Source organism: Lysobacter capsici (genome assembly GCF_018732085.1).
Taxonomy (GTDB): Bacteria; Pseudomonadota; Gammaproteobacteria; order Xanthomonadales; family Xanthomonadaceae; genus Lysobacter; species Lysobacter capsici_A.
On sequence record NZ_CP076103.1, the window covers coordinates 1,529,682 to 1,552,259 of the forward strand.

The window sequence follows — 22,578 nt, forward strand, 5'->3', positions numbered from 1 at the left end:
GCGCGGTTTGCTCGGTGGCGGCCCGTCTCGCGGGCCGCTCGTTACGGGCTGCGGGCCGGCAGCTTGATCGGCGTGCTGCGCGGCGGCAGCTTGCAGATCACGCACACGCCCTGCAGATCGGGCTGGCCCGGGCCGAAGCTGTAGGCGGTGTGGTGCAGCAGCGGGTCGTTGTAGCTGGCCGGCGAGGTCACCTGCGCGACGCTGCCCGGCATGATCTGCTCGCAGTAGTCGAACGCGCGCTTGGTCGCGACCGACCAGTGATCGTCGACGATGCCGCAGCTCTTGGGCGTACACACGCCGCCGCCGGCCTGGCTTTGCTCGGCGTAGGCGATCAGTTCGCGCGAGGTGAACTTGAACGATCCGACCACCACCATCTGCGCGCCTTCCACGCCGCAGGTGCCGTCGGTGTTGTGCGCGGCCGCGCTGCCGCAGGCCAATGCCGCGGCCAGAACCAAAGTCTTGAGTGTCGTACGCATGATCGCCCCCTGTGGCGAGTGCATCAGGAGCGGCCAGCCTACGAATCGCGCGGCACGCGGTCCAAGCAATTCACGGGCACAAAGCGGGAACGTTTCGGCCCGAATCAGACGCAGGCCCGATTGAGTTGTGATCGACTTGGCGGTCGACCGCGATGGCCGGGCCGCGGCGCGGCGAAATGTTCCCGCCGTGTCCCGGTTCCGTCCCGGATCGTTCCTCGCAAATCCGCGCGCCAGGGCGGTAAATGGAATGCGTCCCCGCTGCATCGTTCGCCGCCCTCGGCCCCTCCCGGCCGCCGCGACGGACCGGGCGGCGGGCATCGTCGACAGGGGCGCGTCGGCGCGCAGGGGCCTTGAGCACCTGCGCCGGCCGGCGCGGTCGATCCATCTCACGAGGTCGCCATTCCGATGATTCGCCACTGGTTGCTGTCCGCCGCGCTGGTCACCGCGCTGTTCGCGATTCCCACCGCGCCCGCTTCGGCGCGCATGCTCGGGGGCGTCACCATCGACACCTCCAGCCCGCCGGTGACCTCGCCCGGTCCCTGGGGCGGCTATTACGGCTACAGCGCTTATCTGCGCCGCTGGAATTCGACCACCGGCCAGTGGGACTTCCATTTCATCATCGCCTACAGCCAGGCCGACTGCATGCGCATGTACATGGGCCTGCAGGGCCAGGGCTGGCAGTTCAATCCCAATCCCGGCATCGGCCTGTGCCAGCCGCATGCGGGCTTCTACGGCCACGCCATCGCCAACCCGGGCGGCGCCGGCACCGGGGTCAACCAGAACTGGTCGACCGAAGCGGTGCGCAACTACGAAGTCGGCGTGCGCGAATTGCGCGAGCGCTACCGGATCGAAGAGTTCAACCGCGAACAGGAATTGCTGATCAAGACCATCGAGGCCATGCCCGGCGCGATCGTCGAAGGTCAAGCCGGCGGCCGCTGAGCCGCTGGAGATTTCCACCGCATCGCGCTACGAACGGCACGCTCCCGGTCGTGGCGCGGTGCGGTGGATCCGCGGACCCGGCGGCGCGCTGTCGCCGAGGTTCGCAACGAGGTTCAGGTCCGTTGGGCCAGGCGCAGGCGTTCCGTGGCTCCCCTGTGGGCCTCACGGACGGAGGCCGGGCGCCAGCGCAACGGACCGGTAAAGGCATAGGGAAATGCCGCCCGCCCCGCTTCGATACGGATGTCGAGGCGGTCGGTAGCGCCGCGCCACGCGCGGCCGCTGGCGGGGAGCGGCTGGTCCGGTTGGGGGAGCCAGCGGATCGGGCGCAGCGGGCTATGGCGGATCAGGACGCCATAGCCCGCGTTTGGATGGTTGGGGACGGGAATGGGGAATCGGGAGTCGGGAATCGGTTGAAGCCGGAGCCGACGTGCCTGGATTCCGATGCTTCCTCCCGGTCGACGGCGAACCGCTCTTCCGATTCCCCATTCCCTATTCCCGATTCCCGATTCCCGGGCCGCCACTCGCGACCTCAAGCAGCCCGACGCAACCCGCCATAGCGGCCCTCGACGATCTCCTCGGCCAGACCGAAACTCAACGTCATCCCCAGCCCGCCGCCGCCGATCGCGTTGACGATGGTCACGCCGGGCGCGGCCTGGGCGACGAATTCGCTGCTGCCGTCGGTCAGCTTGGGGTAGATGCCGTGCCAGGTCTGGATCACGCGCGGGTCGGGCAGGCGCGCGAAGCGGGCAAGGTAATCGAGCACCTTGGTGTTGATCGCGTGTTCGTCGAACGGGTCGTGGGTGTGGGCGTAGGCGTGCGAATCGCCCACGGTGATCTCGCCGCGGCCGTTCTGCGCCGCCATCACGTGGATGCCCAGTTCGATCAGGTCGCCGAATTGCGCTTCGTAGCGCGCGCGCAGCGGCGCCACGTCGGCGGCCTGCTGGAAACCGGCGTAATGCACCAGCGACAGGCCGCCGCACAGCGCCGCGCCCAGGCGGAAGCCGTCGGGCTGCGGCGCCAGTCGCATCATCTGCAGCTTGCAGCGGGTCAGGGGCGCGGCGGCATACAACTGCGGATAGAGCTGTTCGAATTCCGGGCCACTGCACACGAACACTTGATCGGCGTCGAAACGCCGCGTGCCCGACCAGGCGCGGCCGGTGTCGACCGCGGTCACCGGCGTGCGCCAATGGAATTCGACGCCGTGGCGTTCGTGCAGATACGCCGGGATCGTGCGCAGCGCTTCGCGCGGATCGACGATCATCTCGTCGCGGTTGAACAACGCGCCGCGTAGACCCTCTCCGACCAAGGCCGGCGAACGCGCCAGGGCCGCCTCGCGATCGAGCAGGCTGCATGGCCGCATCGCGCGATTGGCATGTTCGTACTGTTCCAGCACTTCCCATTCGTCCTGCGCATAGGCCAGGTGCAGCGAACCGCAGGGGTCGTGCCACAGCCGCGCGTCCTCGATCAGCTCCCGCCAGATCGCGCGTGAACGCAGCGCGCGTTCGTAGGCCGCGCCGTTGGGCACGCCGATCGGCCAGATCATGCCGAAGTTGCGCACCGACGCGCCGACCGCGCGATCGAAGCGCTCCAGCACGGTGACGCGGTGGCCGCGCACGGCGAGCGCGCGGGCGATGGACAGGCCGACGATGCCGGCGCCGATGACGAGAGCGGAAGGAGCATTCATGCGATGGATTCGAAAGACTCAGACAGGCGCGAGCGCCGCCGCGGCGACGCGACGGGTGACGCGATGATGGAAGTACAGCGCCGAAGCGATCAGGCAAGCGCCGCCGATCAGCGCCAGCGCCAGCACGATCTGGGCGAAGAACTGGGTCCACGACAGCTGCACGCCGGAAAACTCCTTGGTCAGCAGCACCGCGACGCTGCCCAGATAGCCGAAGGCGTCGGACAGGTACATCAGGAAACCGACGTTACCGGCGACCCGGAACGTCGCGATCAAGCGCTCGTAGAACACGCAGTTGAACGGCACGTAGGCCAGGTACAGGCCGAAGCCGACCAGCGCCAGCCACCACAGCGGCGGCAACGCGCCGGCGCGGAACGCGAGTGTGCTGATGCCCGCCACCGCCAGGCCGGCGAACATCAGCCCGTGCAAGGCCATCAGGCCGCGCAGGTTGTCGCGGAACCACGTCAGCCCCGCGGTCAACGCCAGCACCGCCAGCGCAATAGGCGTCTCGATCAAGGCGAACACGCCGGCATTGCCGCCGTAGCCCAGGTCGGCGAACAATTCGGCTTCGAAGTTGTCGCGGAAATCGCGCACCACGGTCAGCGCGACATAGCAGCCGATCATCAGCACCAGTCCCGGCAGGAAGCTGCGCACGAAGGCGAGGCGCTCGGCGCGGCTCATCGGCTGGCGCTCGCTGCGTTCGCGCCGGTCGTCGGCATCGGGCTCGGGCACGCGTTCGAGAAAATGCACGGCGATCAGCAGCAGCGGCAGAAACAGCAGGCCGGTCACGAACGGCATCCAGAATTCGTTGACGCCCGACAGCAGCAACCACTTGCCTACGCTTTTGACCACGCCCGAGGCCATGATGAAACTCGAAGCGAGGATCGCGCCCATCGCTTCGGTGGTGCGGCGGCCTTCCAGGTAACTGAACACCAGGCCCCAGACCATGCCCAGCGGCAGGCCGTTGAGAAACAGGAACGGGATGTTCCAGGGCGCGGGCGTCAGCGCGAACCCCAGCAGCGCCAGCCAGGCGATGCCGATCAGGCTCAGCAGCAGGCGCGCGCGGTGTTCGCGGCGCAGCCCGCCGATCACGCCGATGCCGACGAACTTGCTGCACATGTAGCCCAGGATCTGCGCGACCACCAGCCAGACTTTGTAGTCCACGCCGAACAGCGGATGCCCGGCGAACGACGCGGCCGCGAACGGTTTGCGGAACGCATACATGCACGCGTAGGTGACCAGCGCCGCGCCGCCGGCGAGCAAGGTTACCTGCCACTGCCGCGCACGTTCGCTGGATGGAGCGCGCGACGCGTTCATGCCGCGGCGTGGCGCGCGTTGCGGTCGGACCCATCCAGCCCCAGCAGGGCCGGCAGTTCGAACAGGCCATCGATGATGCGGTCGGGCGCGTAGGGCTCGAGTTCGGCGCGGGTGAACGCGCCGGTGGTGACCGCCACCACCAGGCCGACCTTGGCCGCGCGGCCTTCGCCGATATCGACTTCGGTGTCGCCGATCTTGACCACCTGGGCCGGGTCGTCGATGCGCAGGCGCTGCATCAGCGCGTGGATCATGTCCGGCGCCGGCCGGCCCTGCGCGACTTCGTCGCTGGCGATCAGCGCATCGATGCGCCGCGACCATTGCAGGCGTTCGACGATGGCGTCGGCGATATCGCGCGAGAACCCGGTGTTCAGCGCGACCTGGATGCCGTTGGCGCGCAGCATCGCGAACACCGACTCGGCGCCGGGCAAGGGTTCGATGCCGGGCCATTCGCGATAGCACACCAGCATGCGCTGGACGAAGTCGGCGTGGATCGAGGCGATCCGCGGGTCGTCGGCCTGCACACCGAGCAGGCGTGCGACCGCCAGCGGCTTGGGATAGCCCATCAGCGGCCGGCAGGCCTCGTGGTCGATCGGATGGCCGGCGGCGCTCATCGCGCCGACGAACGCCTGGGCGACGAAGCCGGGGTCCGACACGGTGGTGCCGGCGATATCGAACAGGGCAAGGCGGAAGGTCATCGCGGCGGGACGCACTGGGGAACAGGCGTCCAGCATGGGCGGCGTGCGCAACCCGGTTATTACAGCGCGGGGACAAGTGGGTGAACCTGTCTAGTGCCTCGGAACCGGAACCGGAGTCATCGTCGCCGCTGGGGCGCCGGCGCGAGCGGGCGGGGGCGGCCAGGCAGGCGGTCGGACGACCCCGAATCAGTCCTCGCCGCGCGACAGGGCGCCGAACCGCGGCAGGTCGAACAGATCGGACGTGGCGCTGGCCCGCAGGCATGCGCTTACCGTCGACGCCGGCCACAGCCCGTCGTGATCGTCGTCGAGCACGCTGGGCTGGAAGCGTTGCATCAAGTCGCTCGCGACTTCCAACGCCAGACGCGCATTCGGGCCGTGACGTGAGCTCAGGCCGAACGCGCTGCGCGGTGTAGTGCCGAGCAAGGCCACCACCGCTTCGCGTTCGGCCGGTTCGTATTCGGCAAGCTGTTCTTGTTCCGAGTAGCGCCAGAAATAGCAATATCGTTCACCCGAGCGGATGGTTTCGCTCGAGCCGTCGCGGTTGAATTCGAAGGCACGGACTGTCGCTTCGATCTGTTCGCAATCGGCCTGGCCGAAGTACAGGATCACTGAGTCCATTGAGGTCTCCGTTGGCTCAGATCGGATGCTCGGATCGAAGCGTCGGGCAAAAGGCGTGCCGATCGTGTTGCGCCGCCGCCCGGCGACCGGGCTGTTGTGGGAGGGGCTTGAGCCCCGACGCTTTCGGCTCCGATCGCCGCGTAGCGGGGTCAGGGGACGTCGCAAAAGCAACTCGATCTGATCGAAAAGCGTCGGGGCTCAAGCCCCTCCCACAAAAGACCTCAGGCTATTTCGCGGAAATCCACGACTTCGCGGAAATCCACGGACCTGCGATTGCGACGAAACCGGGCATCGACGATGCCCGTCGCATCAAAACGCCAAGCGCGCCCGCAACTGCGTCACATCGTCCGTCCACGCCGCGTAGTCGTCGCTTTCTTCCCACAGCGCGCGCAGTTCCGAGTGCGGGCCGAGGATGCGGTCGATCGCGCTGAGCGCATCGGCGATCAGCGCCGCATCGGGCGACGGACGCATCTTCGAGATCCAGATCATCAGTTCTTCCTGCTTGCGCGCCGCGCCCGAAGGCCGGCCGATCGCGGCGGCGATCAGTTCGCTCGCGGCCAGCGCCGCGGACGCCAGGGGCGCGTCCACTTCTTCATCCGCCTCGACCTCCAGCACCGCGGCGATGGTTTCGCGCACCAGCGCCAGGCTCTGGTGATCGCCCAGTTCGTCCAGCCAGTCGGCCGCGTCGTCGTTGTCGAATGTGGTGAAACCCCAAGCGCCCATCGTGTAATCCTCTCTATGAATAATGCATTCCGCCCTCGGCGGAAGATGAAACGGTGATCGTCCCGGGCTCAGGTCCACCCTGCGAACATCGCTTTCACCGACGGTCGGTTTAACACGATCAGGGTGAATACGCCCAGCGCGGTGCCGAATGGAATCTGCATGCACGACACCGCCGCGACGATGATGCACACGGTCAGGCTGCGTCGCTGGCTCAAACGCCGGGCGACCAGCAAGGTCAGCGCGCCGCCAAGGATCGCGATGAAGAACATCGCCACGGCCAGGCCCAGCAGCACCCAGCCCGATGCGCTGTCCTGGGTCGCGGTATTGCCGGGCAAGGCGCCGTTGAGCAGGCCGACGCCCATGAACGCATACAGCGCGCCGATCATCAGCGGCACCAGGTAGAACATGGAGAAAACGTAATACAGGACGCTCAGCGTCCGCAGTTGCGACGCATCGCGCGGGTCTTGCGCCGTTATCGGATCGGGGTTCATGAAGGTCGCAGTGTTCATTGAAGGGGCGAGTCGCGATCGAGGCGCGGCATCAATCGGCATGGCGCAGGTACGCCTGCAGGAAATCGACCAGCGCGGCGACCTCGCGATCCGACAGTTCGACCGGATCGCCCGCCGCGGTCAGCGCCTTGATGTGGATCGCGTTGTCCTGCTCCACCCATGCGCGCAACTGCCCGTCGGACAATGCGATGGCGACGGGCGCGCCGTCGCTCATCAGCGGCGCTCGCCGAACAAGGCGCGCACCGACGGACGATTGAGCACGATCAGGGTGAACACGCCCAGCGCGGTGCCGAACGGAATCGACAGGCAGGTCAGCACCGCGACGATCTGGCAGAACTTGTGGCCGCGGCGCTGGCGCAGGCGCTGGCCGACCATGAAGTGCAGCACGCCGAACAGCAGGCTCAGCGCGATGACCAAAGTGAACATGCCGATGATCATGGGGAGCATGGCGGTCATTTCGGCGCTCGATCCCGACGGCGGCGCGGTGCTGAACACCACGCCCATCAGCAGGCCGTAGCCCGCGATCATTACCACCGACAGCGCGTTGAGCCCGGCGAACACGTAATAGAAGATGGCCAGGATCTGCAGGTGCGAGGCGTCCTCGGAACTGGCGGCCGGCGGCGACTGCGCGGGGATGGGGCTGTAATCGGACATCACGGAGTCCCTTTATTGGATGGTCGATGGAAACGCGGAAGGCGCGCGACGCGTGGTCGAGCGCCGGTATCAGGATTCACGCCGCGCGGCTTGGCGCGGATTCGAACAGCGCCTTGATCGGCGCCTTGGTCAGCACGATCAGGGCGAACACGCCCAGCACGGTGCCGAACGGCATCGACAGGCAGCTCACGGCGCTGGCGACCACGCAGAACATATAGCCGCGACGCTGCCGCAGCCGGCGCGCGACCATCGCGAACAGCACCGCCAAGGTCATGCCGAAGGCAATCAGCGACACCGCCACGCCGATGAACAGCCAACCGACGAGCACGGCCTCCTGCCCGGGCTGTCCAGGCTGCGCCGGGAGCGCGAGCATGCCGATGCCGACGATCAGGTGGATCACCGGGAACAGCGCGAACACCGCGGTGATGCCGGCGAGGACGTAGTAGAGAATCCCGATCGTGTCGAGATGGGCGAGGTCCTGTCCGGACGGCGCGACGGTGGCCGGCGCCGACAGCGCGGGCGGCTCGGACGGCGCGGGTGGAATAGGGGCGTGGTCCATGACGCGGTGGATCTCCTGTGGGGCGCGGTGCGGGTGCGCCGGCCTGGCGGCGTGGCCGGGCCGCGCACGACTCGCGGCCATGCTGCGCCAAGCCGCGGCGTGCGTCGAGTCAGGCCGATGCGGCCGGCGTGTTCAGCGACGGCCGCGCGGCCACGCCGCCAGCGAACCCAGCGTGGCCAGGAACATGTCGGTGTGCGCGTCCCAGACGTCGCCCTGCTGGCCGTTGTAGGACTCCGCGTCCTGCGGCGACATGGTCAGGGCGATGGCCCATTCGAACCATTCGTAGATCAGGCTGGTGCACATGATCGCCGCGACCGCGAGCACGAAGGCCTGGCGCGGCGACAGCGCCGGCCAGCGTTGCCGGAAGTACTCGCGCACCGCCGGCGCGAAGCACACGCCGTAGAGGAAATGGATCAGCCGGTCGAAGTGATTGCGCTTGAAGCCGAACGCCTGGTCGAGCGACCAGCCGCCGGTCAGCCACTGGATCCACTGATCGTAGGGCACGTACGAATACAGCCAGCGCGCGGCGATGCAGTGCGCGGTCATGAACCCGCAGATCGCGACGAAATGGCCGTCGCGCATCGGCCAGCGGCGGTCGTGCCGCCACAGCCACAGCAGGCCGATCACGGTCAGCACGCTGTGCATGGCCTGTTCGAACGGGCTCTTGGGCGCGATCCAGCTGACGGCGAATACCGTCAGCACGATGCCCAGGGCGACCTTCTTGGTCGGACTCATGCGTCCCTGCGTGGCGGTGGTCATCCGATGTGGACGCGCTCGCCTTCGCCGCCGTGGGCGACGACTTCACCGATGCGCCAATGCGACAGGCCCAGGCGGGCGAGGTCGGCCTGGGTCGCGGCGACCGCATCCTCGGGCACCACCAGCACGAAGCCGATGCCGCAGTTGAAGGTGCGCCACATTTCCTCGCGCGGCACCGCGCCTTCGCGCTGCAGCCAGTCGAACACCGGCGGCAGTTGCCAGGTGGCGGTGCGGATGTCGAGGCCGAGCCCGGCCGGGATCACCCGGATGATGTTCTCGGTCAGGCCGCCGCCGGTGATGTGGGCCATGGCGTGGATGCGGTGCTCGCCGCCGTTGGCGCGCAGCAGTTCCAGGATCGGCTTGACGTACAGCGCGGTCGGTTCCATCAGCGCGTCGATCAGGCGCACGCCGCCGACGGCGACGTCGCCCGGCCGGCCGGCGCGGTCGAAGATCCGGCGGATCAGCGAATAGCCGTTGGAATGCGGGCCGCTGGAGGCGATGCCGATCAGCACGTCGCCCTTGCTCACGCGCGAGCCGTCGAGGATCTGCGACTTCTCGACCGCGCCGACGGTGAAGCCGGCCAGGTCGTATTCGCCCGGCGGGTACATGTCGGGCATTTCCGCGGTTTCGCCGCCGATCAGCGCGCAGCCGGCCAGTTCGCAACCGCGCGCGATGCCGCCGACCACCGCGACCGTGGTGTCCACGTCGAGCTTGCCGGTGGCGAAGTAGTCCAGGAAGAACAGCGGCTCGGCGCCCTGCACCAGCACGTCGTTGACGCACATGCCGACCAGGTCGATGCCGATGCTGTCGTGGCGATTGAGCTGCTGGGCCAGCTTGAGCTTGGTGCCGACGCCGTCGGTGCCCGAGACCAGCACCGGCTCGCGGTACTTGCCGGACAGGTCGAACAGGGCGCCGAAGCCGCCCAGGCCGCCCATCACCTCGGGCCGGAAGCTGCGCTTGACCAGCGGCTTGATGCGTTCGACCACCTCGTTGCCGGCGTCGATGTCGACGCCCGCGTCGCGGTACGTCAGCGGCTTGGGGGTGGTGTCGGAAGAAGATGCGGTCACGGCGGCCCCGGCGGTCGCGGAAGGAAACGGGAGATTTTAGCAGGCAACCGCAGCCAGGCCGTCACACCCGCCCGGTCGTCTTGGAAACCAGAACCCATCCGGGCTCCCTGCAGACCGGCCCGGCACGCCAGCACCGGCACACAATTCGCCGATATTCCACAAATGCTTCAACAGCTCAGCACAGCGACGCCCAGGTCCGTGGCCCCGGTTTCGCGCAATCCCGCCCCCATCGCCGCATCCATGCGCCGTCCATTCGGCCGTTCAGGCGTGCGAATGGACGCGCCGACGCCACTGCGGCACCATTTCGAACCTTGAGCACCGTCGGCGCCGCGCATGCGCGACCGCCGGACCGACGCAGGACGCGGCGGCGGGGCGGGGACGGTCGCGATGGCGGCGGTCCCCGCATCCGGTGACGGGTGGGCAACGCACGCGGACGATCCGCGCCGTGGCCGACCCGCGACCTGGGACGCGGGCGGGATGCGCGCTTTTCAACAACAGTTAGGGATGGCGATGGGCAAGGCAATCCGGGTTTTGATGGTCGCAACGTTGCTGCTGGCGAGTTTCGCCGCGGCCGCCCAGCGGGTCGAGGGCGATCGCGCCCAGGCCGACGGCGCCTACTCGGCCGAAGTGCCGGTGGCCGGCCAGGGCGAGGCCGAACGCAACGGCGCCATGGCGCGCGCGCTGGCCCAGGTGCTGGGCAAGCTGTCGGGCGACCGCGGCGCGGCCGGGCGGCCGGGCGTCGGCCAGGAACTGCGCCGGGCCAAGGACTACGTCACCGGTTACGACTACCGCCAGGACGAGGGCGTGTCCCAGGCCACCGGGGCGCCGACCTTCCAGACCACCTTGATCGTCAATTTCGACCAGGCCAAGGTCGACGGCCTGGCCTCGACCCTCGGCCTGCCGATCTGGCCGCAGCCGCGGCCCAAGCCGGTGCTGTGGATGGCGATCGACGACGGCAGCGGTCCGCGCCTGGTCGGCCTGGCGCAGGCCAACGCCGCGCGCGCCGCGCTCAATCGCGCGATCGAACGCGGCTACAAGCTGGGCCTGCCGACCGGCAGCGCGGCCGAACAGGCCAGCGTCGGCGCGATCTGGCGCGGCGACGCCGCCGCGGTCGCCCGCGCCTCGGCGCGCTACAGCCCGCCGATGCAGCTGATCGGCAAAATCTACCGGGTCAAGAGCGGCGGCTGGAAAGGCGACTGGAGCTTCGTCGACGGCGGCAAGGTGCTGGGCAGCTGGTCCAACAGCGATCCCGACGCGCGCAAGGTCATGAGCGGCGGCGCCGACGGCGCGGCCGATGCGCTGATGAAGCGTTACGCCAAGCGCAGCGTGGCCGGTCCGCCGGGCACCTACCGGGTCGTGTTCAGCGGCGTGCGCAGCGCCGACGACTACATCCGCCTGGCCGGCTATCTGCAAGGCCTGGCGGTGATCCGCAAGATCACCCCGATCCGCGCCACCCCGGACACCCTGGAGTACGACCTGGAACTGCTGTCCGGCCTGCCCGGCCTCAAGCGCATGACCGACGCCGGCGACACCCTGGTGCAGCTGGACGGCCTGGAAGGTCAGCCGCCCGTGTTCCAGTTGCACTGACCATGGACCGCACCCCTCTGGAAGACATCGCGCTGTTCCTGCGGCGCCTGCAATGGACGGCGCTCGGCGTCGGCGCGTGCTGGCTGCTGTGGGTGCTGGCCCCGGTGCTGACCCCGTTCGTGGTCGCCGCGATGCTCGGCTGGCTCGGCGATCCGCTGGTCGACCGGCTCGAACGCACCGGCCGCTCGCGCAACACCTCGGTGATCCTGGTGTTCACCCTGATGGCGCTGCTGGTGGTGCTGGTGCTGCTGATCCTGGTGCCGTTGATCGAGCGCCAGATCACCACCCTGATCGTGTCGCTGCCGAGCTACCGCGACTGGTTCACCGGCACCGCGATCCCGTGGCTGGAGCAGCGCACCGGTTTCGAGATCAGCGCCTGGCTCGACCTCAACCACCTGATCGAACTGGTGCGCAGCAACTGGGAGCGCGCCGGCGGCGTGGCGACCACGATGCTGGGCTATCTGTCGCGTTCGGGCTTCGCGGTGATGGCGATGATCGCCAACATCGCGCTGCTGCCGGTGCTGACGTTCTTCTTCCTGCGCGACTGGGACGTGCTGGTCGACCGGGTCGCCTCGCTGATCCCGCGCGATCACCTGGCCACCGCGAGCCGCCTGGCGAAGGCCTCCAGCGACGTGCTCGGCGCGTTCCTGCGCGGCCAGTTCCTGGTGATGATCACGCTCGGCGTGATGTACGGCATCGGCCTGTGGGCGGTCGGCCTGGACCTGGGCATCCTGATCGGCATCATCGCCGGCCTGCTGACCTTCGTGCCCTACCTCGGCCCGGCCAGCGGCATCATCCTCGGCGTGGTCGCCGCGCTGGTGCAGTACGGCGACTGGAAGTACGTGGCCGGCGTGCTCGCCGTGTTCGGCGTGGGCCAGGTGATCGAAAGCTATTGGCTGACCCCGAAGCTGGTCGGCGACCGCATCGGCCTGCATCCGGTCGCGGTGATCTTCGCCGTGCTCGCCGGCGGCACCTTGTTCGGTTTCCTCGGCATGCTGCTGGCGCTGCCGGTGGCGGCGGTGGCCAACGTGCTGCTGCGCTACGCGCAGGAGCGCTACACCCACAGCCGCCTGTACGCCGGCGATCATCCGACCATCCTGCTCGACCCGGCCGCCAACCCGGTATCGCCGCGCGCCGCCGAACCGGCGCCGAGCAACGACAGCCGCGCGGCACCCGCCGCCGACGCGTCCACGGAGCGCGCGCCGCAGTGAGCGTTCCGCAGTTGCCGCTGACCCTGCGTTATCCGCCGGATCAGAGCCTGGACACCTATGTGGATGCGCCCGCCGGCGCGATCGCGCAACTGCGCGCGCTGGCGAGGCACACCCACGAAACCGCCGGTTACGCCGATCCGACCGGCGCCGACTGGGTGTACCTGGCCGGTCCGGCCGGCGTCGGCAAGACCCACCTGCTGCTCGGCGCCTGCGCCGCGGCCGAAGCGGCCGGACGCCGCGCCGCCTACGTGCCGCTGGCCGCCGCGGCCGGGCGCTTGCGCGAAGCGCTGCACGCGCTGGAAGGCAACGATCTGCTGGCGCTCGATGGCATCGAAGCGATCGCCGGCCACCGCGACGACGAAGTCGCCTTGTTCGACACCCACAACCGCGCGCGCCAGGCCGGCATCGCGATCATCTACGCCGCGCGCGAGAACCCCGACGAACTGGCGTTGGTGCTGCCCGACCTGCGCTCGCGCCTGTCGCAATGCACGCGCATCGTGCTGAGCCCGCTGAACGACGCCGGTCGCGGCGAGGTGCTGCGTCAGCGCGCGCAGCGGCGTGGTCTGGCCTTGGAAGAGGCGGCGCTGGACTGGATGCTCAAGCGGGTCGACCGCGATCTGGGCGGCTTGACCGCGCTGCTCGACAAGCTCGATCGCGCTTCGCTCGCGGCGCAGCGGCGCATCACGGTGCCGTTTTTGCGGCAGACGCTCGAGTTGGATAACTGACGGTCGTTTGGTTGTCTCGCAGCGCGGATATCGCGTTGATGTCGAGCCTGGATTACGTGGCTATCTGAGCCAAGTGCATCGGGGCTAAAGCCCCTCCCACAAAAGACCTCGTAGCGACGAAATCTTTTGTGGGAGGGGCTTTAGCCCCGATGCTTTTCGTTCCGATGGCGACGATCTTCGCTATAACCCCATCCCACAACAGACCTCGCTGCTACGGAATTTCTTGTGGGAGGGGGTTCAGCCCCGACGCTTTTCGTTCCGATCGCGACGATCTTCGCTATCTGCCCGAACGATGTAGCGGTTTGCGCCGCTCCTCCAGGTAGGCCATATGACTTTTGCTTGAGTCTGAAGTCGCGCAGTTCATCCAGCGCTGCGACGGCTCTAACTCGCGAGAACAAAAGCACACCCGGAGGGCGGCGCACATGGATGTGCGCCGTGCGCCACCGAGACAGGATGTCTCGTGTGGCGCATGCCCGCGTCGGCACCGATCGTGCGGGCAATTGATTCAAAGAAAAGCGTTTTTCTTTGGTTACCTTTCTTTTGTCGCTTTTGACAAAAGAAAGTAACTCGGCCGCTTGCGGACGAAAGCTGTTGATCTTGCCTTCGGCTTCAAAGGCTCTTAAACGCTTCAAAGATTTGAAGCCTTTAAAGCTGCAAGCAGGATCAAAAGCTTCCGCTACTAAAGCGGCGGGTAACTTTCTTTTGTCCAGAGCCACAAAAGAAAGTCACCAAAGAAAAAGGCGTTCCTGTTTCGAATAAAGAGCCGCACGATCGGTGCTTGCGCAGGCATGCGCCACACGGGACATCCATGTCCCGGTAGCGCACGGCGTGCATCCTGCACGCCGCCCTCCGGGTGTGCGTTTGCTAACGCGAGTTAGTCGATTCGCAGCGCTGGATGAACTGCGCGACTTCAATCATTGAGCCAAAGCCAAAGCCAAAGGCGGAGCCCAAGCGAACGAAAACGGGGCTTGGATCAAATGACTCCGCGGTTGAAAAGCCGATGCGGCATGCCATGACCGCGCTGAGCGCGATAGCGTGTTCTAAAGCGGAATTGCGCACTAAGCCAGCAACTTCCGATAAATCGCCAGATCCGCCCCAGAAAAACAACAGAAAACTACTTCGTCGATCGACGCGTCATGCGCGGCGAAATCGCGCACCGTTCCAACCGCGACTTCGGCCGCCGCCTGCGGCGGATAGCCGAAAATACCCGTGCTGATGCAAGGAAACGCGATACGCCTGAGCCCGCGTTTCGCGGCGATCTGCAAACACTGCCGATAACACGAAGCCAACAACGCCGGCTCGCCCTGATCGCCACCACGCCACACCGGGCCGACGGTGTGGATCACGTACTGCGCCGGCAGGCGATAGCCGCGCGTCAGCTTGGCCTCGCCGGTCTTGCAGCCGCCGAGCAAGCGGCATTCGGAGACCAGGTCCGGCCCGGCCGCGCGATGGATCGCGCCGTCCACGCCGCCGCCGCCGAGCAGCGAAGAGTTCGCCGCGTTGACGATCGCATCCAGGGCCAGCCGGGTGATGTCGCCTTGTATCGCGCGCAATTGCATGGATCCGTCCTGTATCAGTCGTGTTCCGGCCAATCGATGAATTCGGGCGCGACGGCGTCGGTCAGCCACACGCCATTGTCGGCTCGGAAGAATGCCATCCCGCGCTCGTGCATCGCGCCGGCGCGAATGTGCAGGACCAGCGGGTTTGCCGTGACGGCTGCCGACCTTGACCGCGGTGCCCTTGTCCAAGGACAGATGCACGTGCTGGCGGCTTTGCCGGGTCAGGCCCTGCGCACGGATCGAGTCGGCGAAGCGCGTCGCGGTACCGTGGTACAGCGACGCGGGCGGTTGCAACGGCGTCAAGGCCAGGTCGATCTGGATCGAATGCCCCTGGCTGGCGCGGATGCGTCGACCGTCGTCGCTGATCTTGAAGCGCTGCTTGTCGTTGTCGCGCACGATCTCCTCGATCATCCGTCGCGACATCGGCTTGCCGTGCATGCCGGCCTGACGGATCAGATCGTCGATGAGCGCCCAACCGTTGTCGTCGAGTTTCAGACCGATGGCCTGGGGTTCATGGCGCAGGATGAGGCTGAGGAACTTGCTTTTGCTTTTGAGTTTGTCGCTCATGATCTTCCGTGAATGCTCGCAAGCGCCGCGTGCGGGCGCCGCGGCTCAGGGTTGTTCGGGCCAATCGATGAATTCGGCCGCGACGGCGTCGGTCAGCCATACGCCGTTGGCCGATTGATAGAAATTCAATCCGCGCGCATGCATGTCGCCGGCACGGATGGTCAGCACCAGGGCCTTGCCGTGGCGGCTGCCGACCTTGGTCGCGGTGGCTTCGTCGGAGGACAGATGCACGTGCTGGCGGCTTTGCTTGACCAGGCCGAGGTTGCGGATCGATTTGGCGAAGCGGGTCGCGGTGCCGTGGTACAGCGTGGTCGGCGGCGGCAGCGGCGCCAGTTCCAGGTCGACTTCGATCGAATGGCCCTGGTTGGCGCGGATGCGCGCGCCGTCTTCGCTGATTGCGAAGCGCTGCTTGTCGCTGTCGCGCACGACCTGTTCGATCAGTTCGCGGGTTATCGGCTTGCCGTCGGCGTTGGCCAGGCGGACCAGTTCGTCGAGGTCGGCCCAGCCGTTCGCGTCGAGAGTCAGGCCGATCGCTTCGGGTTCGTGGCGCAGCACGAGGCTGAGGAATTTGCTGGTCTTGGTGAGGTTGACGGAGCTCATGGCGGTTCCAATTTGGCAAGGGCGGCGGCGCGATCGGGCGGTGTCGCCGGTCGCGTCGCGCGAAGGAAGAAGTAAGGCGATGCTCAGCCGTTCGCCGCGGCGGCCAGCGCCGCGTCGAGCTGCTGCAATCGTTCCGGGGTGCCGACATCGGTCCAGCGGCCGCGATGGTGTTCGCCGCTGATGCGGCCGCGCGCAGCAGCGGCGCGCAGCAGCGGTACGGTGCTGAAGCGCGGCGGTTGCAACTGCGCGCCGGGTGCGTCGCCGAGTATGTCGCGCCAGGCATCGAACAGGCTCGCGCGGTACAGGCCGATGCCGGAGTAGGTGAGCCGCGACGGGCCGTCGTTGTGCAGCAGGCCGCCGTCATCGAGTTGGAAATCGCCGCGCGGATGCTGCGAAGGATTGTCCACCAGCACCAGATGCGCGTCGCCGTTGAATTCGCGCGGCAGCGCGGCGAAGTCGTAATCGGTCCAGATATCGCCGTTGGCGACGAGGAACGGCGCCCGCGGATCGGCGCCGTCGAGCAGCAGCGGCAAGGCGTGCAGCAGGCCGCCGCCGGTTTCCAGCGGGGTGGTGCCTTCGTAGGAATAGCGCAGGCGCAGGCCCCAGTGCGCGCCGTCGCCGAGGGTGTCGGCGAACTGCGGCGCGAGCCACGAGGTGTTGACGATCACCTCGCGCACGCCGAGCGCGGCGAGTTTTTCCAGATGCCATTCGATCAGGCGCTTGCCGCCGACCGCGAGCAGGGGCTTGGGCGTGTGCAGGGTCAGCGGGCGCATGCGCTCGCCCAGACCGGCGGCGAAGATCAGTGCCTTCATGCCGGCTGCGTCGCGGTGGTGGAGGCCAGCGCCGGGCGCACGTAGCGCTCGACGATCTGCGCCAGCGGAGCGAGTTCGGGGTAACGCGGCAGCACCACGTCGAGGTAGGCGAGAAAACGCGATGCATCGGCCAGGTACTTCGGCTTGCCGTCACGGTGATTGAGGCGCGCGAACAGGCCGAGGATCTTGATGTGGCGTTGCAGGCCGGCGTAGTCGGCGTCGCGGCGGAAACGGGCGAAGTCGGGCAGCGGGATGCCGGCGGCGGTCGCGCGCGCGTGGTAGCGCGCGAGCCAGCCGTCGATGCGCGGCTCCGGCCAGCTGACGAAGGCGTCGCGGAACAGGCTGATCGGGTCGTAGGCGATCGGCCCGCGCAGCGCGCCCTGGAAATCGATCACCGCCACGCCGCCGTCGACCGGCATCAGATTGCGCGGCATGTAGTCGCGATGCACGAACACCTGGCGCTGGGCGAGCACGTTGTCGAGGATGCGGCGATAGGCCAGGTCGAGGTTTTCCAGGTCGCCGCAGTCCAAGCTCAGGCCGAGATGACGGCCGAGGAACCATTCGTCGAACAGGCGCAGTTCGCGCGCCAGGAAGGCTTCGTCGTAGGGCTGCAGGTCGTCGGGGCAGGGCAGCGCCTGGATCTTGAGCAACTGGTCGAAGGCGGCGTCGAACAGCGCATCGGCGTCGGCTTCGCCTGCCTCGAAGGCCTGCAGGAAGGTCTGCTGGCCGAGGTCCTCGAGCAGCAGGAACCCCAGTTCCATGTCCTGCGCATGCACCTGCGGGACCCGCACGCCGCCGGCCAGCAGCATCTTGCGGATGCGCAGCCAGGGCCGGGCGTCTTCGAGCTCGGGCGGGGAGTCCATGACGATGACGCTGCGCTCGGCCGCGCCGCCGGCGTCGGCCAAGCCGCGCCAATAGCTGCGGAAACCGGCGTCGAACGAGGCGCGGGTCAGAGCGAGGCGGGCGTCGCCGGTCGCGGCGCGCGCCCAGGCCAGGCGGGCGTCGTCGCGGTCGGTGGGGTGCGGCTGGGTCATGCGTGCTCCATGCGGCCGGGGCGGTCGCGGATGCACAGGGTAAACGTCCGTGGGCCACGGGTGAACGTTGTGGTGGCCGAAGGCCCCTCATCCGCCCTTCGGGCACCTTCTCCCGCAAGCGGGAGAAGGGAGCAAGACAAGCCCTTCCATGCTTGTGGGAGAGGGCAAGACAAGCCCTTTCACTCTGGTGGGACAGGGGACAAGACGCGCCCTCCCACTCGCGCGGTAGAGGGGGACAGGAGAAGCCCTCTCCCGCTTGCGGGAGAGGGTTGGGTGAGGGCAGACACGCTCGCATCGCGCTGCCGGGTCTCACGGATAGAAGTAGGGCGGAGCTCTTGCCGCAGGTTCCTCCAACGCAGTCGCCACCGCTGCCTTCGGATTTCCTGCGCCGAGAACCCCGCCCTACAGGTACAGCTGCATCAATCAAAACCGCTCAAGGAGAAAAACTTAGGAGAAAAACTTAGGAGAACAACTCAAGGAGAACACTCAAGGAGAACAACTGCGTCTTTCAGCATCGACCGCTTTGCAACCAACAACCTAGGGACAACTAACCATACAAAAACCGATCACATCCAATGAAAGCGCGGGGCGAGGCCGGCGCGGGGCCGGTTCGCGCGTAGCGGCACGTGTACGCGGTACCGTCGCGCACGGCCTCGCCCCGCCTGTTGCTAGGCCGCGACCGGCTCCTGGGTTTTATCCAGGGACGCCAGCCATTCGTCGTCCGATCCGTCCGCTACGCCTTCGAACAGGAACGTCGACAGATAGCGCTCGCCGGTGTCGGGCAGCATCGCCAGCAGTACCGAGCCTTCCGGCGCGCTTTCGGCGACCTGCAGCGCGGCGGCCACGGTCGCGCCAGCGGAGATGCCGACGAACAAGCCTTCCTCGGACGCGAGCCGGCGCGCGGTGTCGCGCGCGGTCACGTCGTCGACCGGGCGGATCTCGTCGGCGACGCCGCGATCGAGCACGCCGGGCACGAAGTCCGGGGTCCAGCCCTGGATCTTGTGCGGCTGCCAGTTGGCGCCGCTGAGCAGGGACGCGCCGGCCGGTTCGGAGGTGATGATCTTCAGCTCCGGACGCGCGGCTTTGAGCACCTGGCCTGCGCCGGTCAGGGTGCCGCCGGTGCCCCAGCCGGTGACGAAGAAGTCCAGCCGCTTGCCGGCGAAATCGAGCAGGATTTCCGGGCCGGTGGTGCTGCGGTGGTAGGCCGGGTTGGCCGGGTTCTCGAACTGCTGGGCCAGGAACCAGCCGTGTTTTTCCGCCAGTTCGGCGGCCTTGCGGACCATGCCGGTGCCGCGTTCGGCGGCCGGAGTCAGGATCACTTTCGCGCCGTATGCGCGCATCAGCTTGCGCCGTTCGATCGAGAAGGTTTCGGTCATCACCGCGACGAAGGGATAGCCGCGCGCGGCGGCGACCAGGGCCAGCGCGATGCCGGTATTGCCCGAGGTCGCTTCCACTATCGTCTGGCCGGGCTTGAGCGCGCCGCTGCGTTCGGCGTCGAGCACGATCGCCAGGGCCAGACGGTCCTTGACCGAGCCGCCGGGATTGAACGATTCGACTTTCGCGTACAGCGACACGTGCTTGGGCGCGATGCGGTGCAGTTTGACGATCGGGGTGTTGCCGATGGTGTCGAGGATGCTGTCGTACAAAGGCATTGGAAGGTCTCCCGTGGCGTGGGTGATGAGGTCAGGCGGCCGCGGCGAACGCGGTGTCGCTGGAAATTTCGTAAGCACGAACATCGGTCAACGGCGCATCGCCGAACCAGTGCAGTCGCGTGGCGAGCGCGGCGACCTCGCCGACGATCAACAAGGCCGGCGACTGCACCTTATGTCCACGCGCGCGCTCGGCCAGATCGGCGAGGGTGCCGGTGACCACGCGTTGTTCGCGGCGCGAACCGTTTTCGATCAGCGCGAACGGAGTGCTCGCGGCGCGGCCGTGTTCGATCAGCTTGTCGCGCAGCACGTCCAGGCCGGACACGCCCATGTACACCGCGAGCGTCTGCTTTTCCTGGGCCAGCGCCTGCCAGTCGAGTGCGTCAGTGGAATCTTTCAGGTGCGCGGTGACCACTCGCAGCGATTGAGCATGCTCGCGATGCGTCAGCGGAATGCCGGCGTAGGCGGCGCAGGCCAATGCGGCAGTGATGCCCGGCACGACTTCGAAGGCGATGCCGGCATCGGCCAGCACTTCGAGTTCTTCGCCACCGCGGCCGAACACGAACGGATCGCCGCCCTTGAGCCGCACCACGCGCTTGCCGGCGCGGGCGTGTTCGAGCATCAGTTCGTGAATGCGATCCTGGGTGGTGTGATGATTGCCGGCCTGCTTGCCGACTTCGATCAGCTCGGCGTCGCGGCGCGCGAGCCGCAGCACGTCGGCGCTGACTAACCGATCATGCAGGATTACGTCCGCTTCGTTGAGCACGCGCAAACCGCGCAAGGTCATCAAGCCCGCATCGCCCGGTCCCGCGCCGACCAGCGCGACCGTGCCGGACTGCGGCGCGTCGGGCTTGTCGTCGATCAAGGCCACGCCGAACGCGCGCTGCGCTTCGTCGATGCGGCCTTCGCGCAACAGCGACGGAATCGGGCCGGACAGCACGCGGTCGAAGAAACGACGGCGCAGTCCCATGTCGGGGTAGTGCTTGCGGATGCGCGCGCGTTCGCGGGTCAGCAGGCTCGCGAGCGCGCCGAGCGATTCGTCGAATTGGGTTTCCAGGGTTTCGCGCAGATGGCGCGCGAGCATCGGCGCGCCGCCGCCGCTGGAGATCGCGATCTGCACCGGGCCGCGTTCGACCCGCGCCGGGACGTGGAAGCTGGAGGCGTCGACATCGTCGACCACGTTGACCCAGACCCGCTGCGCTAAACCTGCGTCGGCGACGGCGCGGTTGACCGCGGCATCGTCGGTCGCGGCGATCGCGAGCCAGGCGCCGTCGAGCCATTCGGGCACGAACGGGCCGGCGAGGTGTTCGATCCGGCCTTGTCCGGCCCAGGCCGCGAGCGTGGCCGACAGTTCCGGCGCTCCAACCCGCACCCGCGCCCCGGCGTCCAGCAGCGCCGCGGCCTTGCGCTGCGCCACCGCGCCACCGCCGACCACCAGCACGAGACGCTCGCGCAGATCGGCAAACAGCGGGAACAGGAGGCTGGTCATGGCGGCGGGGCGTTGATCCGGGGACGATGGAACGACCCTAAGGCCGCCGCCGGGCGACCGGAAATGACGCCGCCGCCTTTGCTCATGCCGTCACGTAATGAGTCGCAGCGTTGCGGTGCGGATACTGGACAAAGCCACCATACGCCGGCTAGCCTATAAATCCTTTTATCCGAATAGAGCGATAGATACGTGGACGCGACCCGTCAGCGAATGTCCCGCGCACCGGCTTCGGCCCCGGTCGTCCGGAAACGGAACGACGCGGGTTGTTGTCGCCCGTGCCGACAGCGCGCTGCCCATCGCCTCCATCGCGGTCCTCTTTTACGGATAGTTTCGCCATGACCCTGACTCAACTGCGTTACCTGGTCGCCATCGCCGATTCCGGCCTCAACATCACCCTGGCCGCCGAGCGCGTCCACGCCACCCAGCCCGGTCTGTCCAAGCAGCTCAAGCAGCTCGAGGACGAACTGGGCTTCTTGTTGTTCGTGCGCAAGGGCCGCAGCCTGGAAGCGATCGCGCCGGCCGGCGAGCGCGTGCTCGAACACGCGCGCCGCATTCTCGAAGAAGCCGGCAACATCCGCGCCTACGCCGCCAACGAACGCGGCCAGCACGCCGGCCGCCTGGTGCTGTCGACCACGCATACGCAAGCGCGTTATGTGCTGCCGCCGATCATCGCCCAGGTCAAGCGCGACTTCCCGCAGGTCAGCGTGCATCTGCAGGCCGCGGCCGACGGCGAAGTGCTGTCGCATCTGTCGCACGGCAACGCCGATCTGGCGGTGATCAGCACCGCCGGCGCCGCGCCTGAAGGCGGGCTGGCGGTGCCGTTGTTCCGCTGGCGCCGGGTGGTGCTGGTGCCGCGCACGCATGCGCTGGCCAAGCTCGATCGCGCGCCGACCCTGGCCGATCTCGCGTCGCAACCGTTGATCAGTTACGAATCCTCGACCCGGCCGGAATCCTCGTTGCGCCGCGCCTTCGCCGCCGGCGGGCACGAGCCGCAGCTGGCGATGACCGCGCGCGACGCGGACCTGATCAAGACCTATGTGCGCGCCGGATTGGGCGTGGGCGTGCTGGCCGAGATGGCGGTGACTTCGCGCGACGAAGATCTCAAGGCGTTGGTCGCGCCTGACGCGTTTCCCGAGTGCATCACCTGGGCGGTGATCCCGCGCGCGCGCGTGCTGCGCGACTACGCGCTGGAACTGTTGCACGGGCTGGCGCCGCAGATCGACCGGCGCGATCTGCGCCGGGTGCTGGAAGGCAATCTGGAGCCGCAATGGCCGACGGCGCCGACCTGGGTTGAGTTGACGCAGCCGATCAGTTCCTGATCGCGCTTACTGCCATGGCCACTGCTGTTCGC

24 protein-coding genes and 1 pseudogene are annotated in these 22,578 nt (G+C 67.6%); 5 read left to right on the plus strand and 20 right to left on the minus strand.

Annotation, left to right across the window (positions count from 1 at the left end; translation table 11 throughout):
- Positions 1 to 41 precede the first annotated feature (41 nt).
- The gene (locus KME82_RS06205; RefSeq protein ID WP_215497747.1) at positions 42 to 476 is read right to left on the minus strand and encodes a hypothetical protein; all 435 of its coding nucleotides are present in this window, start codon (positions 474 to 476) and stop codon (positions 42 to 44) included.
- A 405-nt stretch (positions 477 to 881) separates the two neighbouring features.
- Here KME82_RS06205 and KME82_RS06210 point away from each other — a divergent pair, with 405 nt between their 5' ends.
- On the plus strand, positions 882 to 1,415 hold the full coding sequence (locus KME82_RS06210; protein ID WP_215497748.1) for a hypothetical protein: 534 nt from the start codon (positions 882 to 884) through the stop codon (positions 1,413 to 1,415).
- Positions 1,416 to 1,944: 529 nt separating this feature from the next.
- Here the strand turns inward: KME82_RS06210 and KME82_RS06215 are convergent.
- The 11 genes from KME82_RS06215 to purM form a co-directional block, all read right to left on the minus strand.
- Positions 1,945 to 3,099, minus strand: coding sequence for a TIGR03364 family FAD-dependent oxidoreductase (locus KME82_RS06215; protein WP_215497749.1), 1,155 nt, complete (start codon positions 3,097 to 3,099; stop codon positions 1,945 to 1,947).
- Between the two features lie 18 nt (positions 3,100 to 3,117).
- On the minus strand, positions 3,118 to 4,413 hold the full coding sequence (locus KME82_RS06220; RefSeq protein ID WP_215497750.1) for a DUF5690 family protein: 1,296 nt from the start codon (positions 4,411 to 4,413) through the stop codon (positions 3,118 to 3,120).
- A complete protein-coding gene (locus KME82_RS06225; RefSeq protein ID WP_215497751.1) occupies positions 4,410 to 5,108 on the minus strand; it encodes an HAD family hydrolase in 699 nt (232 codons plus the stop codon). The genes KME82_RS06220 and KME82_RS06225 overlap by 4 nt, the downstream gene beginning before the upstream one ends.
- A gap of 186 nt (positions 5,109 to 5,294) precedes the next feature.
- On the minus strand, positions 5,295 to 5,726 hold the full coding sequence (locus KME82_RS06230; protein ID WP_215497752.1) for a hypothetical protein: 432 nt from the start codon (positions 5,724 to 5,726) through the stop codon (positions 5,295 to 5,297).
- Positions 5,727 to 6,035: 309 nt separating this feature from the next.
- Positions 6,036 to 6,449 (minus strand): DUF4259 domain-containing protein, encoded by a 414-nt coding sequence (locus KME82_RS06235; RefSeq protein ID WP_215497753.1) that lies wholly within the window; start codon positions 6,447 to 6,449, stop codon positions 6,036 to 6,038.
- Positions 6,450 to 6,517: 68 nt separating this feature from the next.
- Positions 6,518 to 6,958: a hypothetical protein gene (locus tag KME82_RS06240; protein WP_215497754.1), complete on the minus strand. Its 441-nt coding sequence runs from the start codon at positions 6,956 to 6,958 to the stop codon at positions 6,518 to 6,520.
- 31 nt (positions 6,959 to 6,989) lie between these two features.
- Positions 6,990 to 7,172, minus strand: a complete 183-nt coding sequence (locus KME82_RS06245; protein ID WP_215497755.1) for a hypothetical protein — start codon at positions 7,170 to 7,172, stop codon at positions 6,990 to 6,992.
- A complete protein-coding gene (locus KME82_RS06250) occupies positions 7,172 to 7,612 on the minus strand; it encodes a hypothetical protein (RefSeq protein WP_215497756.1) in 441 nt (146 codons plus the stop codon). The genes KME82_RS06245 and KME82_RS06250 overlap by 1 nt, the downstream gene beginning before the upstream one ends.
- A gap of 76 nt (positions 7,613 to 7,688) precedes the next feature.
- Positions 7,689 to 8,171, minus strand: a complete 483-nt coding sequence (locus KME82_RS06255) for a hypothetical protein (RefSeq protein ID WP_215497757.1) — start codon at positions 8,169 to 8,171, stop codon at positions 7,689 to 7,691.
- Positions 8,172 to 8,303: 132 nt separating this feature from the next.
- Positions 8,304 to 8,906, minus strand: a complete 603-nt coding sequence (locus KME82_RS06260; protein ID WP_215497758.1) for a DUF2238 domain-containing protein — start codon at positions 8,904 to 8,906, stop codon at positions 8,304 to 8,306.
- Between the two features lie 20 nt (positions 8,907 to 8,926).
- On the minus strand, positions 8,927 to 9,994 hold the full coding sequence (gene purM, locus KME82_RS06265) for a phosphoribosylformylglycinamidine cyclo-ligase (protein ID WP_215497759.1): 1,068 nt from the start codon (positions 9,992 to 9,994) through the stop codon (positions 8,927 to 8,929).
- A 510-nt stretch (positions 9,995 to 10,504) separates the two neighbouring features.
- Between purM and KME82_RS06270 the strand changes: the two genes are divergently transcribed.
- The 3 genes from KME82_RS06270 to hda are packed head-to-tail and all read left to right on the plus strand — an operon-like array spanning position 10,505 to position 13,517.
- Positions 10,505 to 11,581 (plus strand): DUF2066 domain-containing protein, encoded by a 1,077-nt coding sequence (locus tag KME82_RS06270; RefSeq protein WP_215497760.1) that lies wholly within the window; start codon positions 10,505 to 10,507, stop codon positions 11,579 to 11,581.
- Between the two features lie 2 nt (positions 11,582 to 11,583).
- Complete coding sequence (locus KME82_RS06275; protein ID WP_215497761.1) at positions 11,584 to 12,792, plus strand: AI-2E family transporter; 1,209 nt, start codon at positions 11,584 to 11,586, stop codon at positions 12,790 to 12,792.
- Complete coding sequence (hda, locus tag KME82_RS06280; protein ID WP_215497762.1) at positions 12,789 to 13,517, plus strand: DnaA regulatory inactivator Hda; 729 nt, start codon at positions 12,789 to 12,791, stop codon at positions 13,515 to 13,517. Before KME82_RS06275 ends, hda begins: the two co-directional genes overlap by 4 nt.
- A gap of 140 nt (positions 13,518 to 13,657) precedes the next feature.
- Here the strand turns inward: hda and KME82_RS06285 are convergent, their stop codons facing one another.
- The 8 genes and pseudogenes from KME82_RS06285 to cysG all read right to left on the minus strand — a co-directional run bounded on the left by KME82_RS06285 (position 13,658) and on the right by cysG (position 21,227).
- Positions 13,658 to 14,233 carry a hypothetical protein gene (locus tag KME82_RS06285; protein ID WP_215497763.1) on the minus strand — a complete coding sequence of 192 codons (576 nt, stop codon included), beginning with the start codon at positions 14,231 to 14,233 and terminating at the stop codon, positions 13,658 to 13,660.
- Between the two features lie 342 nt (positions 14,234 to 14,575).
- A complete protein-coding gene (locus tag KME82_RS06290; RefSeq protein ID WP_215497764.1) occupies positions 14,576 to 15,076 on the minus strand; it encodes an O-acetyl-ADP-ribose deacetylase in 501 nt (166 codons plus the stop codon).
- 14 nt (positions 15,077 to 15,090) lie between these two features.
- Positions 15,091 to 15,643: pseudogene (locus tag KME82_RS06295) on the minus strand (RNA 2'-phosphotransferase).
- A gap of 45 nt (positions 15,644 to 15,688) precedes the next feature.
- On the minus strand, positions 15,689 to 16,243 hold the full coding sequence (locus KME82_RS06300; RefSeq protein ID WP_215497765.1) for an RNA 2'-phosphotransferase: 555 nt from the start codon (positions 16,241 to 16,243) through the stop codon (positions 15,689 to 15,691).
- An 83-nt stretch (positions 16,244 to 16,326) separates the two neighbouring features.
- Entirely contained in the window at positions 16,327 to 17,055 is a 729-nt protein-coding gene (murU, locus tag KME82_RS06305) for an N-acetylmuramate alpha-1-phosphate uridylyltransferase MurU (protein WP_215497766.1), read from the minus strand.
- Positions 17,052 to 18,089 carry an aminoglycoside phosphotransferase family protein gene (locus KME82_RS06310; protein ID WP_215497767.1) on the minus strand — a complete coding sequence of 346 codons (1,038 nt, stop codon included), beginning with the start codon at positions 18,087 to 18,089 and terminating at the stop codon, positions 17,052 to 17,054. The genes murU and KME82_RS06310 overlap by 4 nt, the downstream gene beginning before the upstream one ends.
- 668 nt (positions 18,090 to 18,757) lie before the next feature.
- Positions 18,758 to 19,741 (minus strand): cysteine synthase A, encoded by a 984-nt coding sequence (cysK, locus tag KME82_RS06315; protein WP_215497768.1) that lies wholly within the window; start codon positions 19,739 to 19,741, stop codon positions 18,758 to 18,760.
- A 31-nt stretch (positions 19,742 to 19,772) separates the two neighbouring features.
- Entirely contained in the window at positions 19,773 to 21,227 is a 1,455-nt protein-coding gene (gene cysG / locus KME82_RS06320) for a siroheme synthase CysG (RefSeq protein ID WP_215497769.1), read from the minus strand.
- A gap of 335 nt (positions 21,228 to 21,562) precedes the next feature.
- Between cysG and KME82_RS06325 the strand changes: the two genes are divergently transcribed.
- Complete coding sequence (locus KME82_RS06325) at positions 21,563 to 22,546, plus strand: LysR family transcriptional regulator (protein ID WP_215497770.1); 984 nt, start codon at positions 21,563 to 21,565, stop codon at positions 22,544 to 22,546.
- Positions 22,547 to 22,578: the final 32 nt, after the last annotated feature.

Excerpts from the sequence above, each read along its gene's own strand:
- KME82_RS06250 (WP_215497756.1), bottom strand. The coding sequence starts at position 7,612 with ATGTCCGATTACAGCCCCATCCCCGCGCAGTCGCCGCCGGCCGCCAGT.
- KME82_RS06300 (WP_215497765.1), bottom strand. The coding sequence starts at position 16,243 with ATGAGCTCCGTCAACCTCACCAAGACCAGCAAATTCCTCAGCCTCGTG.
- cysK (WP_215497768.1), bottom strand. The coding sequence starts at position 19,741 with ATGCCTTTGTACGACAGCATCCTCGACACCATCGGCAACACCCCGATC.
- KME82_RS06290 (WP_215497764.1), bottom strand. The coding sequence starts at position 15,076 with ATGCAATTGCGCGCGATACAAGGCGACATCACCCGGCTGGCCCTGGAT.
- KME82_RS06310 (WP_215497767.1), bottom strand. The coding sequence starts at position 18,089 with ATGACCCAGCCGCACCCCACCGACCGCGACGACGCCCGCCTGGCCTGG.
- KME82_RS06210 (WP_215497748.1), top strand. The coding sequence starts at position 882 with ATGATTCGCCACTGGTTGCTGTCCGCCGCGCTGGTCACCGCGCTGTTC.
- KME82_RS06205 (WP_215497747.1), bottom strand. The coding sequence starts at position 476 with ATGCGTACGACACTCAAGACTTTGGTTCTGGCCGCGGCATTGGCCTGC.
- KME82_RS06270 (WP_215497760.1), top strand. The coding sequence starts at position 10,505 with ATGGGCAAGGCAATCCGGGTTTTGATGGTCGCAACGTTGCTGCTGGCG.
- KME82_RS06255 (WP_215497757.1), bottom strand. The coding sequence starts at position 8,171 with ATGGACCACGCCCCTATTCCACCCGCGCCGTCCGAGCCGCCCGCGCTG.
- KME82_RS06325 (WP_215497770.1), top strand. The coding sequence starts at position 21,563 with ATGACCCTGACTCAACTGCGTTACCTGGTCGCCATCGCCGATTCCGGC.
- KME82_RS06215 (WP_215497749.1), bottom strand. The coding sequence starts at position 3,099 with ATGAATGCTCCTTCCGCTCTCGTCATCGGCGCCGGCATCGTCGGCCTG.
- KME82_RS06275 (WP_215497761.1), top strand. The coding sequence starts at position 11,584 with ATGGACCGCACCCCTCTGGAAGACATCGCGCTGTTCCTGCGGCGCCTG.
- murU (WP_215497766.1), bottom strand. The coding sequence starts at position 17,055 with ATGAAGGCACTGATCTTCGCCGCCGGTCTGGGCGAGCGCATGCGCCCG.
- KME82_RS06245 (WP_215497755.1), bottom strand. The coding sequence starts at position 7,172 with ATGAGCGACGGCGCGCCCGTCGCCATCGCATTGTCCGACGGGCAGTTG.
- KME82_RS06235 (WP_215497753.1), bottom strand. The coding sequence starts at position 6,449 with ATGGGCGCTTGGGGTTTCACCACATTCGACAACGACGACGCGGCCGAC.
- KME82_RS06260 (WP_215497758.1), bottom strand. The coding sequence starts at position 8,906 with ATGAGTCCGACCAAGAAGGTCGCCCTGGGCATCGTGCTGACGGTATTC.
- KME82_RS06230 (WP_215497752.1), bottom strand. The coding sequence starts at position 5,726 with ATGGACTCAGTGATCCTGTACTTCGGCCAGGCCGATTGCGAACAGATC.
- KME82_RS06225 (WP_215497751.1), bottom strand. The coding sequence starts at position 5,108 with ATGACCTTCCGCCTTGCCCTGTTCGATATCGCCGGCACCACCGTGTCG.
- cysG (WP_215497769.1), bottom strand. The coding sequence starts at position 21,227 with ATGACCAGCCTCCTGTTCCCGCTGTTTGCCGATCTGCGCGAGCGTCTC.
- KME82_RS06220 (WP_215497750.1), bottom strand. The coding sequence starts at position 4,413 with ATGAACGCGTCGCGCGCTCCATCCAGCGAACGTGCGCGGCAGTGGCAG.
- KME82_RS06240 (WP_215497754.1), bottom strand. The coding sequence starts at position 6,958 with ATGAACACTGCGACCTTCATGAACCCCGATCCGATAACGGCGCAAGAC.